Below are 22,718 nucleotides of genomic sequence, written 5' to 3'. Positions count from 1 at the left end.
GTTTAATCGTTCAACTTTTCTAAATTTTATGATAATTTAACAAATTCGCGTATTTATCCTTCACGTTGTCGAGAGAATGATGGCATAAAAAAGAACGTGATGATTTAATCACGTTCTCTTTTTTCAATGACGAGTAAATTATGAAGTGTTGTTTTTCCGCCTTTTCCGAGCGATTTTTTATACGCAATTGCAAATTGTTTTTTCGACGGATGAACATGCCCTGTTCTCATACAACGATAGCCACCTTCTACTTTTACTTTTTCAAATAAAGCTTTAATGAGTCGTTTATACAATAACGGATGTTCCTCTTTCCAAACCGTAAGTGATACATCTTCAAGTCGTGTAAGAGGAGATTCCATACGTAATAGCTCTAAATCAATACATTTACGAAAATACAATTCGTCATAGTTAAAGTAAATGCGCGCGAATGGATGCGTTTGCCAATAATTTTTTAAGTACGTGGCCTTTTTACCCGGTCCTAAATCGTCACGAATAATCGTTTCAGCAAGTGCGGTCAGATCGACTTGATGTCTGTTTTCAAATGGTAAATACGGTGGGAATTCGCCCATCTGTACGATGTAGTAAACGAGATCACGCAGTTCACTCGGTGTCGTTGTCGGTGCTTTGTACAGTTGGCTAAAACAAATTTGCTCCAACTTCGAAGCAATGTCTTTTATGACACGAAATGATTCATGGCTTGCCGCCGGATAATTTGCCACAACAAACGGCCATTCTTTTTTCATTCGAGTAAATGCTTCTTTAAGGTGTTCATACACGAGAATTTCTGCATGCTCTGTTTGCTCCCCGTTCGCTGTCTTTCTCAAATAACTAAATACGTATACACCGACAGGAACACTTTCTGTAAACGTCGTACGAATTTGACGCGTCGGGCGCAATTGCGTGTCTAACTCATGCATAACTTGCTTCAACGTTTGCTGAGAAATCAGTTTTGTAATCGACGTATCATCTCGCGCCATCGCTTCGTTCAGTATCGAAGGGCCTTCCATTAATTGTTGACTATTCGCCCAGTTTATTTGCTCCATCCAATCATCAATGAAGCTGACGATGTGCGCACGCTTCGTTCCACCTGCTACTTCACCACGTAATGCACGTCCGATCATTTGTGTCATTAAAATGGAAGACGTCGTCGGTCGTGTTAAAAAAACCGTCCCTACGTCTGGAAAGTCGGCCCCTTCTGTTAAAATATTGACGTTAATGAGCACGTCTACCACGTTCGAACGAAAAGCAGCAATCGTTTCATGATTTTTTTTCGCTGTATTTGAAACGACGATACCACTTTTAATTTGTTGTTTTTCAAATAAATGTTGCAACATATGCGCATGTGTTTGATTAATAGCAAAAACAATCGTCTTCCCATACTTTTGACGATTTTTTACGAAATGTTGCACGATGACATCATTTCGCTTTCTATTTTCACTCAATGCTTTCGCGATTTTCTCTGGAAGACGGTCGAATAGCTGAATAGCTTGTTTCTCTTCTTCCGTTAACGTTTGATCGACGCTCATATCCGTTTGCAACTGAATAAAATGTGGCTCACTTACGATACCAGCTGCAATCATCGTTTTTAAATCTCGCTTAAATAAAATGCCGTCTTTAAACAGTTGCTTCATCGCCCCCGCTTCGTCTTCACTCGTTCGATATGGCGTTGCGGTTAAACCTAAAATTTGTTGTGAACGCGTCCATTTCGATACGTTCGCCAGTAATTGGCGATACGTTCTCGCCGGAGCGTGATGTGCCTCATCAATGACGATTAAACAATGTGCATCGAGCGCAAATGACTTCAATGCCTGTTCATTTAGTACGCTATCTTTACTCGCAATGAGCAATTGCTCCTCACCGGAAATAGCCGAAGCTTTCTCATGCTTTCCAGAAATCATTTTATACGTAATGGCAGATCCTTTTCGAAAAGCGGCTGCCTTTTGAAAAGAACGCAGTGCCTGCTCTAACAATTCATGACGATGTGCAAGCCATAATACTTTCTTTCCGTGCATTAATAACGCATCGAGCGCGTATTCGACCGCTGTCGTCGTTTTTCCTGCACCTGTCGGTAAAACGAGTAAACCAACGAAATCAGGACGTTTTATCGCATATCGTTGCATCGTCTGAATCGCCTCGTGCTGATACGCATACAAAGGAAAATCCCTCTCCTTTCCTAAGCAAGCAATCCGCGACATTTTTGGCACGTGCTGTGCAGGATTTTCTCGATGTGGCGTATCAATGAAAGAAAAACGAAAAGAATCGTCCAAATCAAGTTCTTTCCATGAATGCATACCTTTTGGTAGTACGATATGCATATTTTGTTTTTTCAATTGTCGTTCTACTTCTTCTACGATTTTTGCGGAGCGTACTTTATAGCCTAACTTGTTTAAAAAGCGACGCCCTTTCATCGACGTTTGAAGATGTTTCGTCTGTTCTATTTTCTCTTTTAATTCCGTGAAAAATAATTGCATTTCTACTCGTTGCATAGCGTACCCTCTCCGAATGTATGTTCCTTTTAGTATAGCATATGTACAAATCGTATTCCTTTATCGACGAATCATTGTTATACTTTCATATAGACTGGAGTGGTTTCATGATTTACGAACAAAAAGGAAGTACTTGCGGTATGTATGCGTTAGTAAACGGCTTAACGGCACTTTCAAACAAGCACGTTTCACCGATCGATTTAACGCAGATCATTGGAGAGATTGTTTCAAAAACAACTTATACACTCCATCCGATGCACGGAACGACATTACTCGGTGAATTTTTTAATGCGCAAGCACTCGCCTCTTTTTTAAATCAATTCGAAAAAGTGCTTACGTCTACACTTGAATTGCCTCACTTCCAAGCAGTAGTCGTCCCTTTTGAACAATCGAAAACGAAACGCGCACATTCCTTTTACTTACTTCCCGGTTGTCGCCGTAAAAAATACATCCCTTTTTCAACATATGCTATTTTGCACTGGGTTGCGCTTCTTCCAAACGGTCTCGTTTTAAACAGTGCAGAAGGAACACAAGAAATATGGTCGGAAGAAAAGCAGCGAACGTTCCATACAAATTTAGCAAGTCGTGCCTTTTCATGGACGAAGTGGCGCCGTCAAAACACGATGGATATTGCTGATGAATTCATTGCGGTTCCGACGTCTAAACAACTCGTTGCGCTATCGAAAGAAGCGCCGAATTTTCACTGTACGGTACCATATGAAGTCGGACAAGTTGTTCAAATTACACTGACAAATTAAAAAATGCCTGAACGATTAACGGTTCAGGCATTTTTTATACGATTAAAGTGTTTCAAATACGACATTCCCCATACGTGACACGTCATATCCTCCGATATTTTTTACTTCTTCTTGGAACGTTTCATCTGTCAAAATAGCCCGAACTGCCGCAATTAATTTTTCATTTTCTTCTGTTTTTAAAATGACGATGTCGTAGCTTTCTACAATAAGAGGTACGAAGTCTACTTCAACGAGTTTCGCCGTTTTTTCGATTCCTAATCCAACATCTGCACGACCGCTTGCTACAACAGATGCAACGCTTAAATGATCTTTCTCTTCATTCTCATAACCCGTCACATTTTTCGACGTCATGCCTTTAATGCGAAGTTGTTCATCTAATAACGTTCGGATTCCTGAGCCTTTCTCGCGATTAATGAAACGAACATCTTTTTGTAAATCTGTAATCGATTGAATATTTAATGGATTCCCTTTTGCTACGTAAAAACCCGCCTTACGGTTCAACATTCTTAATAAAACGTAACGATGGCTCACGAACAGTTTTTTAATGTATGGCAAATTGTAAGCAGCTGTGTCGCCGTCAAACATGTGCAAGCTCGCAATATCTCTTTCTCCCTGATACATACTAAGAAGCCCATTCAAGCTTCCTTCATGTGAACGTAACACTTTATAGCCTAATTTTGCCTCGATATGTTTACCGAGTAAATCAAGCGCCAGATCTTGTCCACTAATGACAATTGTTTTTTGATCGTCATGACTGTTCATACGGTGGCGCATAATATAGTCATTTAAGTCTGACGAAGCGAGGCGCATTTGTCTACCGACTTTAAATACAGGTAACTCGCCTTTTTTTACTAAATCGTAAATCGTTAATTTGGATACTTTTAATAACTGCGCTACCTCTTCAATCGTGTAGGACGTTTCTTGACTCATTTAATCACCTTTTTTAAATATATTTGCTTTTTCATTATAACTAGTTATAATTGGTTATGTCTTGTTATAACTCATAAAATGAAACGAGGACTATAACAAATGAAAAAATCACTATCTATTATCGTATCAATCATGCTTACAGGGGTTGTCTTATCTGCTTGTGGCAATCATTCAGACACCGAAAAATCTGCTTCAATTGCAGACAAAAAAGAAAATGTAGAATTAACTGTTTCAGCAGCAGCTAGTTTACAAGATGCTTTAACTGACTTAAAAAAACAATACGAATCAGCGCATAAAAACGTTACGATTACGTACAACTTCGGTGGTTCTGGTGACTTACAACAACAAATCTCTCAAGGAGCTCCTGTTGACTTGTTCTTCTCAGCCGCTGAAGATAAATTCGATACCCTAGTCGATGAGGGTGAAATCGAAAAAAATGATGGCGTAGACTTACTAGCAAATGATCTCGTACTCGTAACACCTACAGAAAATAAAAAAGATATCCAATCATTCGATGACTTAACAAAAGCCGACAAAGTAGCACTTGGTACACCTGAAAACGTTCCTGCAGGTCAGTACGGTGTTGAAACGTTAAAATCAATTGATGTATGGACTAAAATTAAATCAAACGTCGTCTATGCAAAAGACGTTCGCCAAGTATTAACATATACGGAAACGAATAATGTCGATGCAGGGATCGTCTACAAAACAGATGCCTTAACGAGCGATAAAGTGAAAATTGTTGCAACAGCAGATGATGAATCACACACACCCATTATTTACCCTGTCGGTATTATTAAAAATAGCAAACACATAACGGCAGCGAAAGAATTTTATACATTCCTTCAAAGCGATGACGCTATGAAAGTTTATAAAGATTACGGTTTCAAAGGGGCTAAATAATGACATTTACCGACTTTTGGACACCGATTAAACTATCCATTGAAATTGCGTCAATCGCAGGAATCATCGCGATCCTCGTCGGTGTACTCGTTGGTAAATTCATGGCGAAACGGACATTTCGCGGGAAAGTAATTCTTGAAACAATCCTATTACTTCCGCTCGTCCTTCCACCGACAGTAATCGGATTTTTACTCATTATTATTTTTGGGAAAAATAGTTTCGTTGGACAATCCATTGAGTGGCTATTCGGGCAACCGATTATGTTTACGATGATTGCCGCGATTATCGCTTCCGCTGTCGTCGCCTTTCCACTCATGTACCAAACCGTTCGAACAGGCTTTGAAGCAGTAGACGGTGAAATCGAAAATGCCGCTCGCGTAGATGGCGCTTCCGAATGGCAAATTTTCTTTTTCATTACACTGCCAATGGCCAAAAATGCCCTCATTGCTGGGAGCATTCTTTGTTTCGCACGTGCGCTCGGTGAGTTTGGTGCCACGCTTATGTTTGCAGGGAATTTACCCGGCAAAACACAAACGACGCCATTAGCTATTTACACCGCCATCAGCAGTAATAATATGACACTCGCTTGGCTTTGGGTAGCTAGTATGATTGTATTATCATTCATTTTACTCATAAGCGTTCATACGGTTCAAAAACAACGTTAAGAAACATCGCGTTACACAAATTTTTATTTTGTGTAACGCTTTTTTATTTAAAAAAAATCACCTTTCTTTATATGAAAGATGATTTTTTCATTCGGTTAACCTCCACTAATCGGCGGAATAAATGCGACGACGTCATCGTCTTTTAAAACGGTCGCATCTGTTGCAAACTGCTCGTTTACTGCCGTCATCGTTTGTTGTAATGCAACGTCATACGTCTTTTCAATATGTTGTTTTAATTCTGCAATCGTCCAATTACTTGCCTCAATTGCCAATTCCTCTTGTCCGATAGTTTCACGTAAGTACGAAAATAACAATAATTTAATCATGTGGAACCTCCTTCGGTGAACCGTCTGGATACGGTACATTTTCAAGCTGATCGCCTATCCAAGCTGTCCCGTCTTCCCAATGCTCTTTTTTCCAAATAGGGACGATTTGTTTAATGCGATCAATTGCAAATTCATTCGCCTCATACGCCACTTTTCGGTGTGGCGATGAAACGGCAATAACAACCGCAATGTCTGAAATGTCTAATTTCCCTACACGGTGCGTAATGGCTAGTTTCGTTTCAGGCCACTTTTCAAGCATTTCCGCTTCGATTTGTTCAAACATTTTAATCGCCATCGGTGGATACGCTTCGTATTCTAGTGACAATGTCTTTTTACCTTTTGTCATTTCACGAACCGTTCCGATAAATACCGTAATCGCACCCGCATTACGGCTCGTTACTTTTTCCGTCACTTCGTCTACTTGAATCGGCACATTACTTATTTCAAATTTTTGCATGTGATCCACCTTCTTTTTCTACTAATCTATTTATTGCATCATCGGCATCTTCTAAACGGATGCTGCGATGTTCACGTATGATTTCTTCCGGAAATTCTGGCCAATAGACGGCTAAAATAACATTTGAAAGTTCTAAAAGAGCCGCATCTTGTCGCTCTTTTAATAATACGACTTTATCATAGGTCGCTTGCTTATACCCTTCGATAACGATCCAATCCATCTTTAAAAAATCATACACTTCTACGATTTTTTCAAGTTCAAACACATCAGGATTCCATTCGATTTGCACAGCACCCTCGCCTTCTACTGCGGCAATTTGTGCCCCGGCAGCAGCATGCTTCGTACTATCTTTCCCGCTTATACTAGTAGGTTTCCCTCCGTGTCCATGATGTTTAATAGCGCCGACTTTCAACCCTTTTTCCACAGCGGCACGAATTATTTTCTCAACAAACGTTGTTTTCCCACTATTTTGATAACCGACTACTTGTACGATGCGACGATGTTGTCCCATGGCCATTCACTTCCTTCGTGATCTTCAAGAAGTAATACGTCTACGTCCATTCCTTCTTCATACCCACGTGTCCCACCTGGTAAAACGATGAAAGCATTCGCTGTAGCGAGAGAAGAAACAGCACTTGATTTATCAAAACCAGATGGCGCTGCAACGAGTTGATTGCCTTCAAAGCGAACGGTGCTGCGAACGAAACGCGTAAATGGATTTGCTTTTTTAAAATCGGTCGCTAACGTCGCTTTTTCTTTTCGCAAATGTGGACGGTCGTTTCCGAAAAACGTACGGATGACAGGATGTGTGTACAGTTCAAAGCCGACATAACAAGCAGATGGATTACCTGATAAACCGAATAATAATTGTCCATCACATTCCGCAACCGTTGTGACACTACCGGGGCGTTGTGCTACTTTATTGAACAGTACATTTGCACCAATCGCCTCGTAAATTTGAGGTAAGTAGTCGAAATCTCCAACGCTTACGCCGCCTGTCGTAATTAAACAATCGACTTCGGTCATCGCGTGTTCGACCGCTTCAATACACAAGTCTAAATCATCGCTTAATTGTCCGAAATATTTTGCGGTTGCACCCGCACGTTCAATTTGTGCAAGCATCATGAATGCATTACTGTTTCTAATTTTACCTGGTACGAGTGCTTCATGTGGCTCAAGTAATTCGCTACCTGTTGCGATGACGCCGATGACCGGTTTCTTAAATACTGGAACATCTGCATAGCCAAACGTTGCAAGCAAGGCCGTCACACCCGGATTAATGTATGCTCCTTTTTGAACGAGAACCGTTCCTTTTTGAACGTCTTCGCCTTGATAAGAAATGTTCGTTCCGCTCGTAAAAGCACGTTTAATCGTCATATACGTATGTTGATTTTCTTCTGAACCTTGTGTCAATTCTAGCATAACGACCGCATCACACCCGTCTGGAATCGGTGCACCTGTCATAATTCTTACTGCTTGAAAAGGTTGTACTGTTTCTGAAAACACGAAGCCTGCACCAATCGTTCCGACGACTTCAAAACGCACTGGATTTTCTCTTGAAGCTTCCACACTATCAACCGAACGAATGGCAAATCCATCATAAGGTGAACGGTCAAAAGCAGGCACGTCTTGGTCTGCGACGACATCTTCCGCCACGTAGCGACCGAAACTACTCGCAACAGGAACGTACTCTACTTGTCCACGCTTCGCAAATTGCATTACTTTTTTTACCGCTTCCCCTACTGGAATTGGTGTTCTTTTTTCTAACATATTCTCCACTCCTTATCCGAGTAAACGATAATAAATCGTTTTGGCCGTTTGTATATTGTTCGTTCCATGAATTAACACGCGACCATCTCTAAAAATAACGACGCGATGTTCTTCTAATTGACAAGAAAGTAAAAATGGATTGCTTTGAATTTTCCCTTGTCCTTCTAAAAGCTGTGCCATCTTTTGCAAATCATATTCCCGCTTTTGAGCCGGACGAATTTGAACGGCATCGCGACCACAAAGTACGGCGGTTTTCGTTTGTTCAGCGTACGCTAAATGTGGATAAATTGGTTCATCCCCACATGACGGACATACATCATTTTTTGCTGCATCCATTTTCATTTCAAAATGTCGATTTTGCCAAACATCAAACGTTAAAAATGTTCCTCTAAGTGCTGCTACGTTCTCTGTTAAAAGTTTCAAAGCTTCAGCTACTTGATAAGAAGCAACAAGTTGAACAGCTGGACTAATAATGCCGACCGTATCACATGTCATTCCTGTATTCGGTACCGCTTGTAGCAAACAATGCAAGCAAGGCGTTTCTTGCGGCAAGATCGTATACGTTGCGCCGTAACTTCCGACACATGAACCGTAAATCCATGGAATCTTATATTTTTGTGCTAAGTCATTGATGATGAAGCGCGTATCAAAATTGTCTGTTCCGTCGATAATGACATCTACTTGTTGAATGAGTGACGTCAACGTTTCAACATTTGCATCGTCCATCACAGCATGCACGTCTACGTCCGCATTCATTTGATTTAATCTCTCTTTTGCTGCCATCGCTTTGGGCATTTTTTGAATAGCCGTTTGTTCTGTGTATAGTTGTTGTCGTTGGAGATTACTCCACTCCACATAATCGCGATCAATAAGCGTTATTTTTCCAACACCTGCGCGCGTCATTTGTTCTGCGACCGCACTCCCAAGCGCGCCGACCCCAACGATTAAAAGATGTTTTTGACGAATTTTTTGTTGTCCTCGTTCGCCAATTGGGGTAAATAATTGTTGTCTTGAATATCGGTTTTCCAAACGAAAACCACCTTTCTCGTAAAAAAATTGTATTTGACGGATAGTTTGTTAGCATTATAATATAAACATTGATTTTTTGAGCGCTTTCTACACCGAGCTAGACGAATCAAAATTTGAAGGAGGTCGGCTTATGCATCCAACACATCAACAAGAAGTCGTACGTGCTGCCGTCGTAACGCTTAGTGATACTCGTACAGTAGAAACGGATAAAGGCGGTCAGTTGATTCAACAATTTTTGCATCAATCCAACTTCCACGTATCCGATTATGTCATTTTAAAAGATGATCTCGACGTCCTCATCGATACACTGCAAATGTATAGCCTTGAGCCCTCGATTAATACGATCATCTTAACAGGTGGTACGGGATTCACGAAGCGCGACGTCACTTTCGATGCCGTTTCCCACGTAATCGAAAAAGAAATGACTGGCTTTGGCGAATTGTTTCGTCAATTAAGTTTTGACGAAATCGGTCCAAAGGCGATGTTTAGTCGCGCAATTGCCGGTTCTGTAGGTGAAACAGCCATTTATGCACTCCCCGGTTCTTCCAATGCCGTAACGCTCGGCATGACAAAACTCATCTTACCGACCGTACAACATTTTTTAGGGGAGCTGAAACGCCGATGACGATTACTGGTGTTATTTTAGCAGGTGGACAATCTTCTCGATTCGGAAAACCGAAAATGTTTGAAATGTGGCAAGGCGAACCGCTTTACATGACAGCCGTTCAAGCGTTTCAACGTGCAGACTTGCCATACGTCATTTCAACAAATGCGCAATTGGCAGCACGCTTCCACGTACCTGAGCATGCACTATTCATTGAAGAGCATACGTTTGAAGGACCGCTATACGCTTTATCAGAAGTGATGAAACAACATACTTCTGATTGGTTTTTCGTCGTTGCGGCAGATATGCCTTTTTTAAATGCAACATTTGTTCAAAAATTAACAGCACACATTTCAGAAAATATCGATGCAATCGTCCCGTATGCAGACGAGCAAGTTCAACCACTCGCCGCACTATATCATAGACGCATTTTACCAATTATTGAAAAAACACTTCAAGAAAAACGCAAAAGTATGCGGGCCATTTTTCCACATATCCGCGTGCAGCAAGTGCCATTTTCTAATCAAAAAACATTTACAAATATTAATTATGTTGCGGATTGGCCTCAACATGAAAAGGAGTCTCATCATGAGTGAATTTACCCATTGGAACGAAGCAGGTCGTCCAAAAATGGTCGACATTTCAGATAAAAATCCAACAAGTCGGACAGCAATTGCAAGAAGCACGATTGCACTTTCAGACGAATTGTACGCAGCCATCGAAGGCGGACAAATTAAAAAGGAGATCCGACGCAAGTTGCGCAAATTGCCGGCATTATGGGTGCGAAAAAAACAGCCGATCTCATTCCGATGTGCCATCCGATTATGCTACAAGGAACAGATTTTAATTTTGCCTATGAAAAAGTCGCAGATGGCTATGAGCTACACATTGAAGCAATCGTTAAATGTGATGGAAAAACCGGCGTTGAAATGGAAGCATTAACAGCGGTTTCAATTGCTTCTTTAACTTTTTATGATATGTGTAAAGCCGTCGACAAATCGATGGTCATTCAAAACACGTATCTCGTAAAAAAACAGGTGGCAAAAGTGGCACGTTCTTCAATGATAAAATGAAATGATCTTCTACGAACAAAAATAAGGAATTGCGCATGACGCAATTCCTTATTTTTTTGCCTTTAAAATGAGCAAATGCTTATTTTGCGGCTTTCTTTTGGAATGCTACATAATACGCTAAACCGACAAAAATCGCGCCACCGACTACGTTTCCTAAAAAGGCTGGAACTAAGTTTGCTACGAATTCGCCCCATGTTACGTCTGCTCCTGCAAAAATACCTGCTGGAATAACGAACATGTTGGCCACAACGTGTTGGAAGCCAATTGTTACGAATGCCATAACTGGGAACCAAATACCTAAAATTTTACCTACGAAGTCTTGTGCCCCGAAGCATAACCAAACAGCTAAACAAACTAACCAGTTACAACCAATTCCTGAAACAAATGTTTGTAAAAATGTTGCGTCTGCTTTACCTGTTGCGATTGCCATCGTTTTTGCTGCAAAGTCACCTTCTGTTAAACCTAAAAAGTGTCCGAAGAAGAAAGCGATAAATAAAGCCCCTACTAAGTTAGCAAGTGTTACGATGACCCAGTTATAAATTAATTTACCGAATCCGATTTTACGGTCAAATAACGCCATTGCAACCGTCATCATATTCCCTGTAATTAAATCTGCTCCTGCGAGTAACACTAACACTAAACCAATTGGGAACACTGCTGCGCCAATAAACGTTGCAAAGCTACCCCATTCTGCAGGCATTGTGCCCATTACGCGAATATCTAATAAAAAGCCGAATGCGATAAATGCGCCACCGAAAAAGCCTAAAATCAACATTTTTAATAGTGTTGAATTTGCTTTTGCCGCTCCGGCATTCACTGAGATTTCTTTAATTTCTTCTGGTTTATAAAAAGCCATATGAATCTCCCTAATAATCGTAATTTACAACGATGATTAACCGCCAATATGAGACATTTCAATTTTTGATTTTTTGCGACGTTTAATCGTTTCCTCAGAACGTTCATCTGAATAGCGATCCGTACGTTTTTCCCAAACGGAAGCGATTGCTTTTGCAACGTCTTCATCCGAAAGTTCACTACGAATCAATGAACGTAAATCCGTGCCCTCTGTTGCAAAAAGGCATGTGTACAATTTTCCTTCTGCTGAAACACGTGCTCGTGAACAATTACCGCAAAATGAATCGGATACAGATGAAATGACGCCTACTTCTCCATTGCCATCTTCATAACGAAAACGAGATGCTACTTCCCCTTGATAGTTCGGTGCAGCTGCTTTGACAGGTGATAGTTTTTCTACTTCTCGAATAATTTCTTTCTTCGAAAATACGTCGTCCATACGCCAACCGTTAGAATTCCCAACGTCCATATACTCAATAAATCGTAAAATATGCTGTTTTTCTTTAAAAAATGTCGCCATTGGTAAAATGTCTTCTACATTTTTCCCCTTTTGTACGACCATATTAATTTTAACGTACAAACCTGCTTCTGCTGCCGCTTCAATACCGGCTAATACATTTTTCACTTTTCCTCTATGTCCGTTCATGTTCGCAAAGCGTTCTTCTTCTAAAGAATCTAAGCTGACAGACACGCGGTCAAGACCTGCTTCTGCTAATGGTTTCGCATATTTTTTCAATAGTGAACCGTTCGTCGTCATCGCGATGTCTTCTACACCTTGAATCGCACGAATTTTTTTCACTAAAACAGGTAAATCTCGACGCATTAAAGGCTCACCACCTGTAATACGAATTTTCTTTACCCCAAACGAGACGAAAATTTTTACTAAACGCTCAATTTCTTCAAATGATAAAATTTGAGACGTCGGTAAAAATGCAAAGTCTGGTCCGAAAATCTCTTCTGGCATACAATAACTGCATCTAAAATTACAGCGGTCGGTTACAGATATACGTAAATCTCGTAATGGTCGCTTATGTTGGTCATAAATTGGATTCATCTTTCCACCTCCTCACATCGTTAATCGTTCAAAAGCACACGCTCAGGATGTGTATAAATATTTAATGATTCATTTCGAATAAAGCCAATCGTTGTAATGCCTAGTTGTTCTGCTAAATCGAGTGCCAACTCAGTCGGTGCTGATTTAGAAAGAACGACTTCACAACCAATTTTCGATACTTTCATCAAAATTTCTGATGAAATTCTACCGCTGAACACGAGAATTTTGTCGTCGATTGAAATATCGTTACGCAAACAATATCCGTAAATTTTATCGAGCGCATTATGACGCCCAATATCCATACGACTCACAATCATTCCGTTACGATCACATAATGCCGCATTATGTACGCCACCTGTTTGTTGGAATGTCGTTGCATCGTTTTGCATCGTTTGCATTAAGCGATAACAATCTTCCGGTGTTAATGTCACATGAATATCATCCATTTGCTTCGCAGCGAGCGCATCGCTCGTAAAAACAAACCCTTGTCTACTCATTCCACAGCAAGAAGTAATGTATCGTTTATTTTGGAAATCACGTGCAACAGGATTAATTTTTTTAGCCGTCACATGTACGAATCCTTCTTTTTCTTGATACCAAATTGATTCGATATCGTCTTTTGAAAGAATAATTCTCTCCGAAGCTAAATACCCGAGTACCATGTCATCCACGTATTCTGGGGTACAAACCATCGTTACAAATTCTTGCTTATTAATTTTCACTGTTACGGCATACTCAGTCACAATCGTATCTTCTACTTCAAAATGCTTCGTGCCTTTTACTCGAACGATTGATCGTTTCACTTGTGTTTCCATTTGGCTCCTCCTACTCTTCAATATTTTTATCGAATATAAATACAGAGACGGCCATGTCCAACTCTATTTTAATGTCTGAAAACAAATGAAGTAGCTGGGCATTCATTAACTCTTCCATTCCATCAGGTGTTGCTTGTGCATATAAATCTTGAATCATTTGCGTCCGTGCTTCATGGACAATTTTCATCCCTTCAGCCGAACCTGCTATAAATTTTTCTGTCGGCGTAATGTTTCCATATAAGGTTGAAACGACTAAATTCTCCACAAAAACGGTATGAATGCGTTCCGGTCCTTTGCCAAATAAATCTTTACGTAGTTTACGAATAATATCATTAAACTGATGTACTTTTTGAGACAAGTTAACCCTCCTCGTATTTATATTGTCAAACTTTTTTCTGAGGTGTAACCCTCACAGTTTGATAATGATAGACTAAGTTTTTGAAAAAAAAGCCCCCTCCTCGCTTTCAAACGACTGCGAGGATTTGTTCGTATATTTTTTCTTCTTATAGTAATTCCCTCATTTTAACATCTAAATTACTTCGGAAAATAAATTTTTTTACGTGAGAACAAATTAATGATAATTATTCTCATTTAATATTTTTTATAAAAAAAGCCGAAAATCGTTTGAAAGTTGTTCATTGTGAAGGTATACTAAAATTGCATTAAAAATGGTTTTGTTATTTTTTCAACTTTATATATCGATTATACCCGTTATGTATCGTGTTAATGTTTCAACTCTTTTTTTATCGTTTAAATTTAAAATGTAGGATTGGCCTTTTAAGCAAGTAACTGCTAAAAATCTTTTCCACCATGAATGTAGCTGTATGATTTTGTATAATCTATCAGTTCTATTTCATGGTGGATTTTTGTTTTTTTAAGTTTTTTTACAGCAACTCAATGAATTTACACATTCTCATCATCGACTATGAATATGTAAATGCCTTAAAGCTCTACTACACAACATATTTATGCAAATCGGTAACGTATTGTCGCACGTATAACAAGACACTCAAACGCTCTAGCATTTGTAAATGTGCGTCGGTCCTTTATTGTATTTCATAAAAAGGAGGAATTTTTTTGACGGAAATCAAAATCAACGGCATTGCTTATGATGTCAAACAAGACGCGACAATCCTTGATACGATTAACGCAAATAACATCGAACATCCACAAGTTTGTCACGTCGAAGCAGTTGACCCAATTCGTACATGTGATACGTGTATCGTCGAAGTCGACGGTAAACTTGTTCGCTCTTGTTCAACAAAAGCAGTGGATGGAATGAATGTGCAACTTGATACGCAAGGGGCATCAGAAGCAAGAACAGAAGCAATGGACCGTCTACTTGAAAACCATATGCTTTATTGTACCGTTTGTGATAACAACAACGGAAACTGTACGTTGCACAACACTGTAAGCATGATGGGCATCGAACATCAGAAATATCCATACACACCGAAAGTTGATCCAACAGAAGTTGACATGTCTCACCCATTTTATCGCTATGACCCAAACCAATGTATCGCTTGTGGTCAATGTGTAGAAGTATGTCAAAACTTACAAGTGAATGAAACACTATCACTTGATTGGGAAGCTGAACGCCCTCGCATTAAATGGGATGACGGCGCAGCAATCAATGATTCTTCATGTGTCAGCTGTGGTCAATGTGTCACAGTTTGTCCATGTAATGCGTTAATGGAAAAATCAATGCTTGGACAAGCTGGTTTCATGACAGGTATGAAGCAAGATATGTTAGATCCAATGATTGATTTAATTAAAGAAGTAGAACCGGGTTATAGCGGTATTTTAGCGATTTCTGAAATCGAATCTGCTATGCGTAGTAAACGTACGAAGAAAACGAAAACGGTTTGTACGTTCTGTGGTGTCGGTTGTTCATTCGAAGTTTGGACAAAAGGGCGTCATATCTTGAAAGTACAGCCTTCAGAAGGTCCAGTTAATGCCATTTCTACTTGTGTGAAAGGGAAATTCGGTTGGGACTTCGTCAATTCTGAAGAACGTATTACAAAACCATTGATTCGTAAAGGCGATGAATTCGTTGAATCTTCATGGGAAGAAGCACTTAGCCTTGTCGCTTCTAAACTTGGCGGTATTCAAAAAGAATTCGGACCAGGCTCAGTTGGTTTCATTTCTTCTTCAAAAATTACGAATGAAGAGAACTATTTAATTCAAAAAATGGCTCGTCAATTGTTCAATACGAATGATGTTGATAACTGTTCACGTTACTGCCAATCTCCAGCAACAGATGGTTTAACACGTACAGTCGGAATCGGTGGCGATGCTGGTACGATTAAAGATATTGCCAAAGCAGGTCTTGTCATTATCGTCGGTGCAAACCCTGCGGAAGGCCACCCTGTATTAGCAACTCGTGTAAAACGCGCACATAAATTACACGGTCAAAAATTAATCGTTGCCGATATTCGTAAAAATGAAATGGCTGAACGCTCAGACATTCACATTCGTCCTAAACAAGGTACGGACCAAGTTTGGTTAATGGGTGTTACAAAATACATTATCGACCAAGGTTGGCAAGATGAAGCGTTCATTCAAGAGAACGTCAACGATTACGAAGCATTTAAAGATGTTTTAGAAAAATATACGTTAGACTATACCGTTCAAGAAACAGGCATTGCAAAAGAAACATTAATTGAAATGGCTGAAATGATTCGCGATGCAGATGGTACTTGTATCCTTTGGGGTATGGGTGTTACGCAAAATACAGGTGGTTCTTACACATCTGCTGCGATTTCAAACTTACTTCTTGCAACAGGTAACTACCGTCGTCCAGGTGCTGGTGCGTATCCATTACGTGGTCATAACAACGTACAAGGTGCATGTGATATGGGTACGTTACCGAACTTGTTCCCTGGTTACCAAAAAGTAACGGATGACGCAGCACGTGCGAAATTCGAACAAGCTTACGGTGGACCAATCCCTGCAACACCAGGTCGTACGAATCCAGAAATGTTAACAGCTGTTTCAGAAGGTAAAATGAAAGCGATGTACATCGTCGGTGAAGATATGGCACTCGTTGATGCGAACGCAAACCACGTAGACGAAGTACTTGCTCAATTAGATTTCTGTGTCGTAGAAGACATGTTCTTATCTCGTACTGCACAATATGCAGACGTGATCCTACCAGCAGCTCCTTCTCTTGAAAAAGAAGGAACATTCACGAATACTGAACGCCGTGTTCAACGTTTATATGAAGTACTTCCTCCACTAGGCGAATCTCGTCCTGACTGGCGTATTATTCAAGACGTTGCCAATCAACTTGGAGCTAATTGGAATTATGAACACCCTGGCGACATTTATGCTGAGATGGCAAGTTTATCTCCAGTATTCGCACAAAATAACTATGATGTGATGGAAGGTTGGAACAGCTTCGTATGGGGTGACCCCATTAATGGTGCAAACACACCACTATTATTCGTAGATGGTTTTAACTTCCCTGACAAAAAAGCACGCTTCGCATTAAACGATTGGATGCCAACAGTTGAATATGATTGCCAATATGATTGCCATATTAACAACGGTCGTATGTTAGAACATTTCCACGAAGGAAATATGACGAACAAATCAACAGGTATTCAATTGAAAGTTCCTGAAATCTTCGTAGAAGTTTCACCACAACTTGCGAAAGAACGTGGCATTGAAACCGGTGCATTATTACGTCTAGTGTCCCCTCACGGCGCATTAAAAGTACCTGCTTTAGTGACGGATCGCGTAAAAGGAAATGAATTGTTCTTACCGATGAACTCTACAGACAAAGAATCTTCTATTAACTTCTTAACTGGTCCAGAGAGCGATATTAATACACAAACACCGGCTTATAAACAAACGATGATCCGTGTAGAAGTATTAAAACGCAAAGGTAAAAATCCACTTCCTGCTTCGAATCCACGTAATAAACAACGTCACCCACAAAATGGGGTTGAAGTAGGACGTAAATGGGATCGCCCAGGATACGTTCACTTAACGACGGAAAAAGAAGGAGTGTAAACGATGGCTTCTCCGATTACGAAGATTACGAAAGAAACATTTACAGATGAACAAATCGCCACTCAAAAACTGGATGAATTAAAATCGTTACTAACGAATAACGATCAAGTCATTACAGAATTGATGACGATTATGGCTGAATTAAATGATGTTGGTGCACTTGAAGCGGTAACAAAAATGTTACAAGCGAAAGAACAAGTCGCTCATATCGCCCTTCACCAAGTAACACGTGAACCGGTTACGAATATGATTAACGTTTTAATGGGTGCTGCTGGTGCCCTTACTCAAATGGATTCAGCGATGGTTGCTAAATTAATGACGAGCTTAAACAGCGGTATGGATGAAGCGAAAATCGCATTAGAGTCTGATGAAAAAATGAGTATTTTTAAACTAATGAAAGTCATGAATGATCCTGATGTCAACCGCGCAATGAACTTTGGCGTTCATTTCTTAAAAGGTTTAGGCAAAGGTCTACAAGATTAGGAGGTCTTAACATGTTAACAGAACAAATGATTTTAGAAGCGTTAAAAGATGTCCAAGACCCCGAGTTACACAAAAGTCTCGTTGAATTAAATATGATTCGCAATATACAAATTAAAGACAACGTTGTTTCATTAAATGTGATTTTAACGATTCAAGGATGTCCCCTGAAAGCTAAGATTCAACAAGATGTAACCGATGCCTTGCACGCCATCGGAGCAACAGACGTTCATTTACAATTCGGCTCAATGACGGATGAAGAACGTAAACAATTAACACAATCATTGAAAAAACAAAATACGACAACTGAAGGAATGCCAACTATGCTACGCCCTAACTCCGGGGTTCAATTTATCGCCGTCACTAGCGGTAAAGGTGGCGTTGGTAAATCTACTGTCACAATCAACTTAGCGGTCGCACTTGCACGCCATGGTAAGCGCGTCGGAATCGTTGATGCAGATATTTACGGTTATAGTATCCCAACAATGATGAAAATCGACACAAAACCGACGATGATCGACCAAATGGCTGTCCCTGTTACTGCTGAGGGTGTCAAAGTAATGTCAATGGGCTTTTTCTCAAAAGACAATCAACCGGTTATGTGGCGTGGTCCAATGTTAAACAAATGGATTCGTAACTTCCTAGTGAACACACACTGGGGAGAGTTAGATTATATGTTACTCGATTTACCTCCAGGTACGGGTGATGTAGCAATTGACGTGGCAGCGATGATCCCCCAAGCGAAAGAAATCATCGTAACGACACCTCATAACGCTGCTTCACACGTCGCTTCTCGAGCAGGTGTTATGGCACAACATACGAAACACCAAATTTTAGGTGTGGTCGAAAATATGGCGTTCTATGAAACACCGACTGGTGAACTTAATTATTTATTCGGGAAAGGTGGCGGCGACGCGCTTGCACAAGCGTTAGGTACAGATGTAATCGCCAAAATTCCTTTTGCACAACCCGAAGAAAATACAGGTTCATCCGTTTACGATGAAGATTCTGCTGTTGGCGAAGCTTTCACTAACCTCGCCGAAGATTTACTGTATTAATAATTTTTTACACTTCCAAAAATATTTATAGCGTAAGTAATTTACCCCAAAATTTATCTATATAAATAAAAAGCCGATGCTTGTTGCTGCAAGCATCGGCTTTTTCTATTGTTTTGAATATCCTGCTTTTTTTAATACTTGCATGAAATAAAAACGATACGTATTTTGCACGAAAGATTCTAATGGCAATCCAACGTCTAATTGATATTTTGTAAAAATAAAATAAAAACGTTGATCCCATTTATCACGGAGTAAATCCCCCGCTTCTTTTCCGTGCTTTTGTTCAAATTCGGCGATTAGAGGTGTAATCATTGAGCGACAATGATTTTTCAGACCTTCTAGCGCTTCAATATCTTTGTCACGTTGAAAACGTGTTAACCAATCTTTTATTTGTGCATCCATTCATAACACCCTTTTTAGTTGAGTTTCTTCCTATTATATATGCACCAAAATTTACCCTCTTTCAGTGTACGACGTCTTATTTACAATGTCTATCCGAAACGCTTACTTTTTCTCAAGTGGCGACCGATGATGCATTTTAATAATTTCCGTTGCGATATGTTCGCTACTATAGCGTAATCCGTGCTTTAACCACCACATAACAATGCCTATTAAAGAAGCGGTTCGAATGTCTGAAGCGACGAGCCCTTCCCTCTTTTTTTCTGCATCTTCTCTCCGAATTAAAATTAACTTATGAAATTGGTCGAACAATAATGTTTCAAATTCATTCTTTTGAAATAATAATAAAATGTATTTGCGTTGATCGTATAAATAGTCAAGTAATTGTAATAGCTGAACGCGCTGGTCTTTCGTCGTTCTTAAAGAGCGAATTTGTGCAGACAACTCTTCTACGAGTTCTAGCGTTAAACTATCTAATAAATCGGTTATATCTTTGTAATGTAAATAATACGTCGTTCGATTCAATTGTGCTTTCGATGTCACTTTTTGAATCGTTAATTTTTCTCTCGGTATGCCTTCCTCAAGCAATTGTATGACGGCTTCTTTTAACATTTTTTTCGTTCGAATCGCTCTTGGATCATCTGTTTTCGACATTTCTTCACTCCTTGTCTATAATGATGCAACTTCTCGACATTCTACATGAAAATGTCTACTAGTAGACGCTTTCTTTATTATTGTTGGTGGTCGTATACATGTAAAACTTGTATGTTATTTCATAGACACTCTGTCTAAGAAACCATTTTAACGTAAGGAGCTCTTTCACGCAAAACGAAATATCAAATACGACCAAAAAAATCTTACTCACCATTATGATTGTCGGTTGTTTCTTCTCTACACTCAACCAAACATTATTAAACGTTGCATTAAGCGATTTAATGGAAATCTTTAATGTGACAGCAAATAAAATTCAATGGCTCGCTACGGGCTTCATGCTCGTCAACGGTGTACTCGTCCCTCTGACAGCTTATTTAATGAAACGCTTCTCAACGAGACAATTGTTTATCGCCTCGATGTTATTTTTATTAATCGGCTCTATTATTAGTCTTACCACTTGAACTCGGCTCTCACGGTTCTGCTGTCAACAATACCGTTCGTCAACTTGCTGGTGCAGTCGGTACAACTGTCATCGTTACTATATTCTCTCTACAAACGACAGCCCATCTCGACCAACAACTTGCGCCAATTTTAGGTGCTAACGATACGTATGAATTTATGTTCCTTCTATCCATCCTTGCACTCATTCTTATTTTATTCGTACCGAAAGAAGTAAAACGAAAAGGCACGACAATAAAATAATACGAAAAAAGCAGTCACGTTTAAATTCAAACGATGACTGCTTTTTGTATGGACGAAGGTTTTATCCTAGCCACTTTTTTATACTATTATTTTTTTAATTTGTATCCGATGAATAAAATCAAGAACCAAACAGGTGCTACGTACAAGGCAATACGCATATCTTTAATAAATGCCATTAATACGATGACCATTAATAAGAAGGCAATCGCAAAGTACGTTGAAATCGGGAATAAAGGAATTTTAAATTTGAGATTTGAAATTTCCTCTTTCGATTTTGATTTTCGGAATTTTAACTGTGCGAGTAAAATAATCATCCAGCTCGTAATAACTGCAACTGTAGCGATAGCTGAAATGTATAAGAATACTTTTTCAGGTACGTAGTAGTTTAAAATGACGACGATTAATAGTACAGCCGATGATGCAAGAATACCGCGGTACGGCGTTCCATTTTTACTTAATTTACTGAAATATTTTGGACCGTTCTTTTGAAGTGCTAAAGTGTACAGCATACGACCAGTACCATATAAACCACTATTGAATGCAGACATCGCTGCTGTAATGACAACGAGGTTTAAAATGTGTGCCGCCGCTGGAATACCAACGAAATCGAAAATTTGAACGAATGGGCTTCCTTCAGAACCGACTTGATTCCAAGGGTAAATTGCCATCATGACACCGAGTGCCCCAATGTAGAAAATTAAAATACGCCAAACGATGTTGTTAATAGCTTTTGGAATAGATTTTGTTGGATTTTTCGCTTCACCAGCTGAAATTCCGACAAGTTCTACACCACCGAAAGAGAACATAACGAGTACAAGTGACATTAATAGACCGTATACGCCGTTTGGCATAAATCCACCATTTGCCCAAAGGTTGTCGATGCCAACTGCTGTACCACCGTTGCCGACACCGAAGAAAATAATCAGTAACCCTAAAATAATCATCCCGATAATCGCGACTACTTTAATAAGAGCAAACCAGAATTCAAATTCTCCGTATGCTTTTACACTTGCTAAGTTAATTAATGTAATTAGTACTAAAACGACGAGCGCTGTTAACCATCGTGGAACGTCTGGGAACCAGTAGTTAATGTATAAACCGACGACCGTAATTTCGGACATCCCAACGACAATCCACATGAACCAATACGTCCATCCAGAAAGGAATCCTGCAAAATGACCTAAGTAGCGGTCAGCATATGAACTGAACGAGCCCGAAACTGGCTGATCGACTGCCATTTCCCCTAATGCACGCATAATCGTGAAAATAACGAGTCCTCCGATTACATACGCTAGTAAAATAGATGGTCCTGCCATTTGAATTGTGGCACTTGAACCGTAAAATAAACCGACACCAATCGATCCACCAAGTGCAATCAATTGCATGTGGCGATTACTTAACCCTCTGTTTAATTGCGGGTCATTTTGATTTTCTTTCATAAATTCGATACTCCTCTTACAACTAAATTTTCAAAGTTTTTGTGTAAAACAGAAATAAAAAAAACGCCCTTTTGGATTTAACCAAAAGGACGATTCAACTCGTGTTACCACCTTTGTTCATAAGCAATTCACATTACTTACCTTAAAAAGTACGGTCACTTAATGGACGATACTCTTGCACATGATTACGGATGCTCACCGTTGCAGCCTACTCAGTATTACTTTTCAGTGCACAGCTCCAAGA

At 39.7% G+C, this 22,718-nt stretch carries 23 protein-coding genes, 2 pseudogenes and 1 other annotated feature (1 of these 26 only partly in view); of the genes and pseudogenes, 10 read left to right on the top strand and 15 right to left on the bottom strand.

The window, feature by feature from the left end; translation table 11 throughout:
- Positions 1-104: 104 nt before the first annotated feature.
- Positions 105-2,486 carry a DEAD/DEAH box helicase gene (locus KSHG_RS09600; RefSeq protein WP_010305159.1) on the bottom strand — a complete coding sequence of 794 codons (2,382 nt, stop codon included), beginning with the start codon at positions 2,484-2,486 and terminating at the stop codon, positions 105-107.
- 107 nt (positions 2,487-2,593) lie between these two features.
- Between KSHG_RS09600 and KSHG_RS09595 the strand changes: the two genes are divergently transcribed.
- Positions 2,594-3,244 carry a hypothetical protein gene (locus tag KSHG_RS09595; protein ID WP_010305156.1) on the top strand — a complete coding sequence of 217 codons (651 nt, stop codon included), beginning with the start codon at positions 2,594-2,596 and terminating at the stop codon, positions 3,242-3,244.
- Positions 3,245-3,286: 42 nt separating this feature from the next.
- Here the strand turns inward: KSHG_RS09595 and KSHG_RS09590 are convergent, their stop codons facing one another.
- Entirely contained in the window at positions 3,287-4,174 is an 888-nt protein-coding gene (locus KSHG_RS09590; RefSeq protein ID WP_010305153.1) for a substrate-binding domain-containing protein, read from the bottom strand.
- A 99-nt stretch (positions 4,175-4,273) separates the two neighbouring features.
- On the opposite strand from KSHG_RS09590, the gene modA reads away from it, so the two are divergent.
- Entirely contained in the window at positions 4,274-5,077 is an 804-nt protein-coding gene (gene modA, locus KSHG_RS09585) for a molybdate ABC transporter substrate-binding protein (RefSeq protein WP_010305151.1), read from the top strand.
- Complete coding sequence (modB, locus tag KSHG_RS09580; protein ID WP_010305147.1) at positions 5,077-5,742, top strand: molybdate ABC transporter permease subunit; 666 nt, start codon at positions 5,077-5,079, stop codon at positions 5,740-5,742. Before modA ends, modB begins: the two co-directional genes overlap by 1 nt.
- A 95-nt stretch (positions 5,743-5,837) precedes the next feature.
- Here the strand turns inward: modB and moaD are convergent, their stop codons facing one another.
- The 5 genes from moaD to KSHG_RS09555 are packed head-to-tail and all read right to left on the bottom strand — an operon-like array spanning position 5,838 to position 9,324.
- Positions 5,838-6,068, bottom strand: coding sequence for a molybdopterin converting factor subunit 1 (gene moaD, locus KSHG_RS09575; protein ID WP_010305144.1), 231 nt, complete (start codon positions 6,066-6,068; stop codon positions 5,838-5,840).
- Positions 6,061-6,525, bottom strand: coding sequence for a molybdenum cofactor biosynthesis protein MoaE (locus KSHG_RS09570; protein ID WP_010305138.1), 465 nt, complete (start codon positions 6,523-6,525; stop codon positions 6,061-6,063). The genes moaD and KSHG_RS09570 overlap by 8 nt, the downstream gene beginning before the upstream one ends.
- Positions 6,512-7,036: a molybdopterin-guanine dinucleotide biosynthesis protein B gene (mobB, locus tag KSHG_RS09565; protein ID WP_010305135.1), complete on the bottom strand. Its 525-nt coding sequence runs from the start codon at positions 7,034-7,036 to the stop codon at positions 6,512-6,514. Before mobB ends, KSHG_RS09570 begins: the two co-directional genes overlap by 14 nt.
- Positions 7,006-8,295, bottom strand: a complete 1,290-nt coding sequence (locus KSHG_RS09560; protein WP_010305131.1) for a molybdopterin molybdotransferase MoeA — start codon at positions 8,293-8,295, stop codon at positions 7,006-7,008. Before KSHG_RS09560 ends, mobB begins: the two co-directional genes overlap by 31 nt.
- A 12-nt stretch (positions 8,296-8,307) precedes the next feature.
- Positions 8,308-9,324, bottom strand: coding sequence for a thiazole biosynthesis adenylyltransferase ThiF (locus KSHG_RS09555; RefSeq protein ID WP_010305125.1), 1,017 nt, complete (start codon positions 9,322-9,324; stop codon positions 8,308-8,310).
- Positions 9,325-9,454: 130 nt separating this feature from the next.
- Here KSHG_RS09555 and KSHG_RS09550 point away from each other — a divergent pair, with 130 nt between their 5' ends.
- From KSHG_RS09550 to moaC, 3 genes and pseudogenes are all read left to right on the top strand, one after another.
- Positions 9,455-9,949, top strand: a complete 495-nt coding sequence (locus tag KSHG_RS09550) for a MogA/MoaB family molybdenum cofactor biosynthesis protein (protein WP_010305121.1) — start codon at positions 9,455-9,457, stop codon at positions 9,947-9,949.
- Positions 9,946-10,524 (top strand): molybdenum cofactor guanylyltransferase, encoded by a 579-nt coding sequence (gene mobA, locus KSHG_RS09545; protein WP_010305117.1) that lies wholly within the window; start codon positions 9,946-9,948, stop codon positions 10,522-10,524. The genes KSHG_RS09550 and mobA overlap by 4 nt, the downstream gene beginning before the upstream one ends.
- Positions 10,517-11,006: pseudogene (gene moaC / locus KSHG_RS16695) on the top strand (cyclic pyranopterin monophosphate synthase MoaC). Before mobA ends, moaC begins: the two are co-directional and overlap by 8 nt.
- A 74-nt stretch (positions 11,007-11,080) precedes the next feature.
- Here the strand turns inward: moaC and KSHG_RS09535 are convergent.
- From KSHG_RS09535 to KSHG_RS09520, 4 genes are read right to left on the bottom strand one after another with little or no spacing between them, the layout of a single operon-like run.
- A complete protein-coding gene (locus KSHG_RS09535; RefSeq protein WP_010305109.1) occupies positions 11,081-11,857 on the bottom strand; it encodes a formate/nitrite transporter family protein in 777 nt (258 codons plus the stop codon).
- Positions 11,858-11,893: 36 nt separating this feature from the next.
- Positions 11,894-12,910, bottom strand: coding sequence for a GTP 3',8-cyclase MoaA (gene moaA, locus KSHG_RS09530; protein WP_026022561.1), 1,017 nt, complete (start codon positions 12,908-12,910; stop codon positions 11,894-11,896).
- A gap of 20 nt (positions 12,911-12,930) precedes the next feature.
- Positions 12,931-13,725: a formate dehydrogenase accessory sulfurtransferase FdhD gene (gene fdhD, locus KSHG_RS09525; RefSeq protein ID WP_010305083.1), complete on the bottom strand. Its 795-nt coding sequence runs from the start codon at positions 13,723-13,725 to the stop codon at positions 12,931-12,933.
- Positions 13,726-13,735: 10 nt separating this feature from the next.
- Positions 13,736-14,083 (bottom strand): DUF2294 domain-containing protein, encoded by a 348-nt coding sequence (locus tag KSHG_RS09520; protein WP_010305078.1) that lies wholly within the window; start codon positions 14,081-14,083, stop codon positions 13,736-13,738.
- Positions 14,084-14,802: 719 nt separating this feature from the next.
- Between KSHG_RS09520 and fdhF the strand changes: the two genes are divergently transcribed.
- From fdhF to KSHG_RS09505, 3 genes are read left to right on the top strand one after another with little or no spacing between them, the layout of a single operon-like run.
- Positions 14,803-17,742, top strand: a complete 2,940-nt coding sequence (gene fdhF / locus KSHG_RS09515; RefSeq protein ID WP_010305075.1) for a formate dehydrogenase subunit alpha — start codon at positions 14,803-14,805, stop codon at positions 17,740-17,742.
- Positions 17,743-17,745: 3 nt separating this feature from the next.
- Positions 17,746-18,225 (top strand): DUF1641 domain-containing protein, encoded by a 480-nt coding sequence (locus KSHG_RS09510; protein WP_010305073.1) that lies wholly within the window; start codon positions 17,746-17,748, stop codon positions 18,223-18,225.
- Between the two features lie 11 nt (positions 18,226-18,236).
- Positions 18,237-19,280 carry an Mrp/NBP35 family ATP-binding protein gene (locus KSHG_RS09505; RefSeq protein WP_010305070.1) on the top strand — a complete coding sequence of 348 codons (1,044 nt, stop codon included), beginning with the start codon at positions 18,237-18,239 and terminating at the stop codon, positions 19,278-19,280.
- A gap of 105 nt (positions 19,281-19,385) precedes the next feature.
- Here KSHG_RS09505 and KSHG_RS09500 read toward each other — a convergent pair whose 3' ends face one another.
- Positions 19,386-19,682, bottom strand: a complete 297-nt coding sequence (locus KSHG_RS09500; RefSeq protein ID WP_010305066.1) for a hypothetical protein — start codon at positions 19,680-19,682, stop codon at positions 19,386-19,388.
- Positions 19,683-19,784: 102 nt separating this feature from the next.
- Complete coding sequence (locus KSHG_RS09495) at positions 19,785-20,333, bottom strand: TetR/AcrR family transcriptional regulator (RefSeq protein ID WP_010305062.1); 549 nt, start codon at positions 20,331-20,333, stop codon at positions 19,785-19,787.
- A 215-nt stretch (positions 20,334-20,548) separates the two neighbouring features.
- Between KSHG_RS09495 and KSHG_RS09490 the strand changes: the two are divergent.
- Positions 20,549-20,779: pseudogene (locus KSHG_RS09490) on the top strand (MFS transporter); the annotation flags it as partial.
- 54 nt (positions 20,780-20,833) lie between these two features.
- On the opposite strand, the gene KSHG_RS18985 reads toward KSHG_RS09490, so the two are convergent.
- Complete coding sequence (locus tag KSHG_RS18985; protein WP_261797768.1) at positions 20,834-20,968, bottom strand: hypothetical protein; 135 nt, start codon at positions 20,966-20,968, stop codon at positions 20,834-20,836.
- Between the two features lie 153 nt (positions 20,969-21,121).
- Positions 21,122-22,474 carry an amino acid permease gene (locus KSHG_RS09485; protein WP_010305055.1) on the bottom strand — a complete coding sequence of 451 codons (1,353 nt, stop codon included), beginning with the start codon at positions 22,472-22,474 and terminating at the stop codon, positions 21,122-21,124.
- Between the two features lie 82 nt (positions 22,475-22,556).
- Positions 22,557-22,718, bottom strand: a binding site (T-box leader) (it continues 92 nt past the right edge of the window).

The organism is Kurthia senegalensis, from assembly GCF_000285595.1.
In the GTDB taxonomy this organism is placed as follows: domain Bacteria; phylum Bacillota; class Bacilli; order Bacillales_A; family Planococcaceae; genus Kurthia; species Kurthia senegalensis.
Note: the sequence above shows the minus strand (reverse complement) of the source record. Positions and strands in the feature narration are given on the sequence as shown.